At 75.3% G+C, this 4,838-nt stretch carries 4 protein-coding genes; 2 read left to right on the forward strand and 2 right to left on the reverse strand.

Features of this window, described 5'->3' with window-relative positions; all coding sequences use genetic code 11:
• The coding region (locus ACJOT3_RS32470) for an RNA-guided endonuclease InsQ/TnpB family protein (protein WP_406976955.1) at positions 1 to 709 on the reverse strand (709 nt) is incomplete at its 3' end.
• The gene (tnpA, locus tag ACJOT3_RS32475; RefSeq protein WP_406976956.1) at positions 706 to 1,113 is read right to left on the reverse strand and encodes an IS200/IS605 family transposase; all 408 of its coding nucleotides are present in this window, start codon (positions 1,111 to 1,113) and stop codon (positions 706 to 708) included. The genes tnpA and ACJOT3_RS32470, both read right to left, overlap by 4 nt.
• 100 nt (positions 1,114 to 1,213) lie before the next feature.
• Between tnpA and ACJOT3_RS32480 the strand changes: the two genes are divergently transcribed.
• Together ACJOT3_RS32480 and ACJOT3_RS32485 are read left to right on the forward strand one after the other, a co-directional pair.
• Positions 1,214 to 3,811, forward strand: coding sequence for a molybdopterin-dependent oxidoreductase (locus ACJOT3_RS32480; RefSeq protein WP_406976957.1), 2,598 nt, complete (start codon positions 1,214 to 1,216; stop codon positions 3,809 to 3,811).
• Positions 3,808 to 4,746 carry an FAD binding domain-containing protein gene (locus tag ACJOT3_RS32485; protein WP_406976958.1) on the forward strand — a complete coding sequence of 313 codons (939 nt, stop codon included), beginning with the start codon at positions 3,808 to 3,810 and terminating at the stop codon, positions 4,744 to 4,746. The genes ACJOT3_RS32480 and ACJOT3_RS32485 overlap by 4 nt, the downstream gene beginning before the upstream one ends.
• Positions 4,747 to 4,838: the final 92 nt, after the last annotated feature.

Genomic DNA, 4,838 nt, shown 5'->3' on the forward strand with positions numbered 1-4,838 from the left:
CGGCCCTGCGGTGCGGAAACCGTGCCAGCTCCCGCTGGGCTTCGGCGAGGGCGTCGGCGTTGGTCTTGCCGTGGCGCGGGTTCGGGACGTGGGTGCCATCGCTCGTGGTCAGGAACGAGGCCACACCCATGTCGATGCCGACGATCGCGCCGGTGGGCGCAAGGGGCTGGGCGGGGACCTGGTCGCAGGCCAGCACCACATACCAGCGCTGGCCTTCGCGTTTGACCGACACGGTCTTGACCCGACCCTTGACCTCGCGGTGCTGGTGGACGCGCACGTGTCCCACGCCTTGCAGCCGCACACGGGTGTCGGCCAGGTGCGGGGCGCTGTCCCACCGGCACCCGTCGCCGTCCTTGGGGAAGACGGCCGTGTCGAAACGGGTGGCGGAACGGAACCGGGGATAGCCCGGCTTCTGTCCGGCTTTGACCCTTCGGAAGAACGCCTGGAAGGCCTTGTCCAGGCGGCGCAGGGTGGCCTGCTGGGAGGAAAACGACCACCGCCCCTGACGTTCGGGGTCGAACCCGCGGATGTCTTTGAGCTGTGCGGACAGGTCGCCGTACTTGATCTTCGTCTTGGAGGGGTGACGGTAGGCGTCCCGGCGTTCCTGCAACGCGGCGTTGTACAGCGAGCAGTGATCGGCCAGCATCCCGGCCAGCGCCACCCGCTGGCGTTGGGTGGGGCGCATCAGGAACTTGTAGGAGCGGATCACAGGCGCTCCCACTGGGTGTCGATGTACCGGCGCACCGCCTCCTGTGACACGGCCCCGACCGACGCGACGAAGTACGACGACGACCACAGGGTCGGCAGCCGCGAACGCAGGTGCCCGAACTCCTGGCGCAACACCCGCGAGGTGGACCCCTTGAACTGGTTCGCCACATACGAGGCCGACGCTTTGGGGTCGTGCTTGACGAAGAGGTGGACGTGGTCGGGCATCACTTCGAGTGCCACGATCTCCCACCCCTTCTCGTCGGCTTTGGCGTGGAGGAGTTCTTCGAGACGTTCAGCGACGGCACCGGTCAGGACAGGCCGGCGGTACTTGGGACACCACACCAGGTGTATCCCGAGGTCGTACACGCCGTTTGAGAACCGGCGAACCTTACGCGCTGAAGCCACACACCGATTATACAGGATGCGCGTGTATAACCGGACCAATTTTCACGGGAAGCGATTCCCCCACCGGCTGAAGCTGGTGGTCCCCTCACTAGGAGTTCTGATGGACGCCCACGTCAACGGCTCCCTCGTCCCCGTCCCCGATTCCCCCGCCACCAGCGCCGCCGCGCACCTGCGCGACGGCCTGGGCCTGACCGGCACCAAGGTCGCCTGCGGCACCGGGGTCTGCGGCGCCTGCACGGTCCTGGTCGACGGCTCCCCCACCGTCTCCTGCCTGCTGCCCGCCGACCGGCTCGCCGGGCGCACCGTCACCACCGTGGAGGGCCTGGGCGGCGAACACCCCGTCCAGCGCGCCTTCGCCGCCCACGACGGGCTCCAGTGCGGGTTCTGCACCCCCGGGTTCGTCGTCGAGGCCTCGGTGTTCGTCGACACCTGGCGCGCCGAGCACGGCGACACCCGCCCCGGCCGGGAGGAGATCGCCGACGCCCTGGCCGGACACCTGTGCCGCTGCGGCGCCTACGAGGGCATCTTCGCCGCCGTCGCCGCCGCCTGCGAAGGTGGGTTCGACACCGAACCCGACCGGGACCCGCCCCGCGTGGACGCCCTGGACAAGGTCACCGGCCGTGCCCGCTACAGCGGCGACCAGGCCCCGCCCGGAACCTGGGAGGGGGTCGTCGTCCGCTCGGTGCTCCCCCACGCCCGGGTCCGCGCGGTACGCACCGCCGACCCCGCGACCCCGCTGATCGACCTGCTGCCCCCGGACCGCACCGTCCGCTACGTCGGCCAGGCCATCGCCGCCGTCGCCGCACCCACCCCCGAACAGGCCCGGGCCGCGGCCGCCGCCGTGACCGTCGACTACGACCCCCGGCCCGCCGTGGCCGAGGTCGACGCCGCCCGCGCCCCCGGCGCGCCCCTGGTCCACCCCACCAGGGCCGAGCGGGCCGACGCCCCCTCCTACGGCGAGGCCCCCACTCCCCCGGCGTCCTGGACCGGCAACGTGCGCGGGCCGGGCACCCTGAGCTGGCGCGGCCCCACCGCCGTGCGGCGGCTGCGCGCCGCCGCCCGTGCGGGCGACCCGCTGCTGGTCGCCGAGGAGTACACCACCGCCACCCAGCTGCACACCCCGCTGGAACCGCACGTGTGCGTCGCCCACTGGCGCGGGGACGGCCTGGACCTGTTCGCCTCCACACAGTCCGTCGGCAAGCTCGCCGACCGGGTCGCCGCCCGCTGGGAGCTGGACCGGGACCGGGTGCGCGTCGTCACCGAACACGTCGGCGGCGGCTTCGGCGCCAAGAACGGCGTCTCCGTCGACATCCGGGCCGCCGTCGAGCTGTCCCGGCTGACCGGGACACCGGTCCGGGTCTCCTTCACCCGCGCCGAGGAGCTCACCGACGCCGGCCACCGCCCCGGCACCCGCACCCGGGTGGCGCTGCTGGCCGACCGCGACGGCGGCCTGGCCGCGATGAGCGTGGACTCCCACGGCGACGGCGGCGTCTCGGTGGGCTCCACCACCGCCACCCTGGCCTTCCTCATGTACGGGCGCGCGCCCCGCCGGGTGCGCGACTTCGACGTGGTCACCCACCGCCCGCCCGGCCTGCCCATGCGCGGCCCCGGCGGACCGCCGATGGCCTGGGCGCTGGAGCAGGCCGTGGACGAGATGGCCCACCGGCTGGGCGAGGACCCCATCTCCCTGCGGCTGCGCTGGGACGGCAACCCCAAGCGCCGCGCCCTGTACGAGCGGGCCGCCCGCACCGCCCTGTGGCGGGAGCGGCCCCGCGGCCCGCGCACCGGCCGGTTCCGGCGCGGGGTGGGCGTGGCCGCCTCCAACTGGCTGTACCTGTTCGGCCCCAAGGCCCGGGTGGAGCTGGTCGTCCAGGGAGGGGAGCTGGTGGCCCGCGCCGCCACCCAGGACCTGGGCACCGGCATCCGCACGGTGCTCGCCGAGACCGTCACCGAGCGGCTGGGCCTGCCCGGCGGCGGCGTGCGCGTGGAGATCGGCGACTCCTCGTCGGTGCACGGCACCGGCTCCTACGGCAGCCGCACCACCCCGTCGATGGGCCCGGCCGCCGCGGACGCCGCAGACCGGCTGCGCACCGCGCTGCGCGAGCACAACCCCCGCGTCCCCGCGCACGGCCCCATCGACGAGCACGTGCTCAAGGAGGCGCTGGCCGCCGCCGAGGGCCTGAGCGTGGTGGGCGAGCGCGGCCGCGACCGGTGGGGGGCGCTGACCCCCGAGAACGACGACCTGGCCGTCGGCCGGGGCCTGAGCGGCGCCGTGCACGTCATGGAGGTGGAGGTCGACACCCTGCTCGGGCGGGTGCGGCCCACCCGCTGCTGGGCGGGGATCGCCGCCGGGCGGATCTACTCCGAGCGCACCGCCCGCAACCAGTGCGAGGGCGCCGTGGTGCAGGGCGTGGGCTACGCCCTGTTCGAGGAGCGCCGCCACGACCCGCACACCGGGGCGATCCTCACCGACGACCTGGAGGACTACCGCATCCCGGGCATGGGCGACGTGCCCGAGACCGAGGTGTACTTCCACCAGGAGGGGTTCGAGCACGTCCCCGGCGGCGGGGTGGGCCTGGGCGAGGTGTCCGTGGTGGGCGTGGCCGCCGCCCTGGGCAACGCCGTGTCCGACGCCACCGGGTGGCGCCCCCGGGAGCTGCCGCTGCGCCCGGACCGACTGATCGAGGGGATCCGATGAGCACCGTCGTCCGACCCGACTCCCTGGACGGGGCGCTGGCCGCCCTGGCCGCCGGGGCCCGCCCCCGCGCCGGGGGCCTGGAGCCGACCGGGACCGCCCCGGTGGTGGACCTGACCCGCATCGCCGACCTGCACGGGGTCGCCTCCGGCGAGGACGGGACGATCCGGCTGGGGGCGCTGACCACGGTCGCCGCCCTGACCGAGCTCACCGGGTACCCGGCGCTGGCCCTGGCCGCCGGGGCGCTGGCCACCCCGCAGGTGCGGGGCACCGCCACGGTGGGCGGCAACCTGCTCCAGGGCGGCCGCTGCCCCTACCTGCACCACCCGGCGTTCCCCGGCGCGCACGCCGAGGGGCGGGACTGCCCGTCCCGGGAGGGCGACCACCTGCACGGGGTCGTGTTCGACACCGGCGGGTGCACCGCGCCCCACCCGTCGTCGCTGGCGGTGGCGCTGCTGGCCCACGACGCCCGGGTCAGGGCCGTCGGCCCGGCGGGGACGCGCACGTTCCCCCTGGCCGAGCTGTACGAGCCCGCCGACCCCGTCCGCGACCACCGGCTGTCCCCCAACGAGGTGCTGACGGCGGTGCTGCTGCCCGCCCCGGTGCCGGGTGAGCGTGCCGCGCACCGGCGGGCCGCAGGGCGGGCGCGGGCCGAGTGGCCGCTGGTGGAGGCCGTGGTCCGGCTGCTGCCGGGCCCGGACGGCGCGGTGGTGGAGCGGGCGGCGGTGGCCGTGGGCGCGGTGGCCCGGACGCCGCTGCGGCTGCCGGAGGTGGAGGACGCCCTGGCCGGGGCGCGGACGGGCACCGCGCCCGGCCCGGAGGTGGCGGCGGCGCTGGACGCGGTCGCCGCCCGCACCACCCCGCTGCCGGGCACCCGGTACAAGACCGCCCTGCTGCGGGCCACCCTGCTGGACACCGTCGAACGCGCCCTGGCCTGAGGCCCCGCGTCTTCGGCCCGGGGCCCGGTGGTCCCTTGCCCGCACCGGCGCGGGCGTGGTGTCATCGAAGGACGTCGGACCGGTGACACGGG

Origin of the sequence: Nocardiopsis protaetiae, assembly GCF_045446735.1 — a bacterium.
GTDB classification, from domain to species: Bacteria; Actinomycetota; Actinomycetes; order Streptosporangiales; family Streptosporangiaceae; genus Nocardiopsis; species Nocardiopsis protaetiae.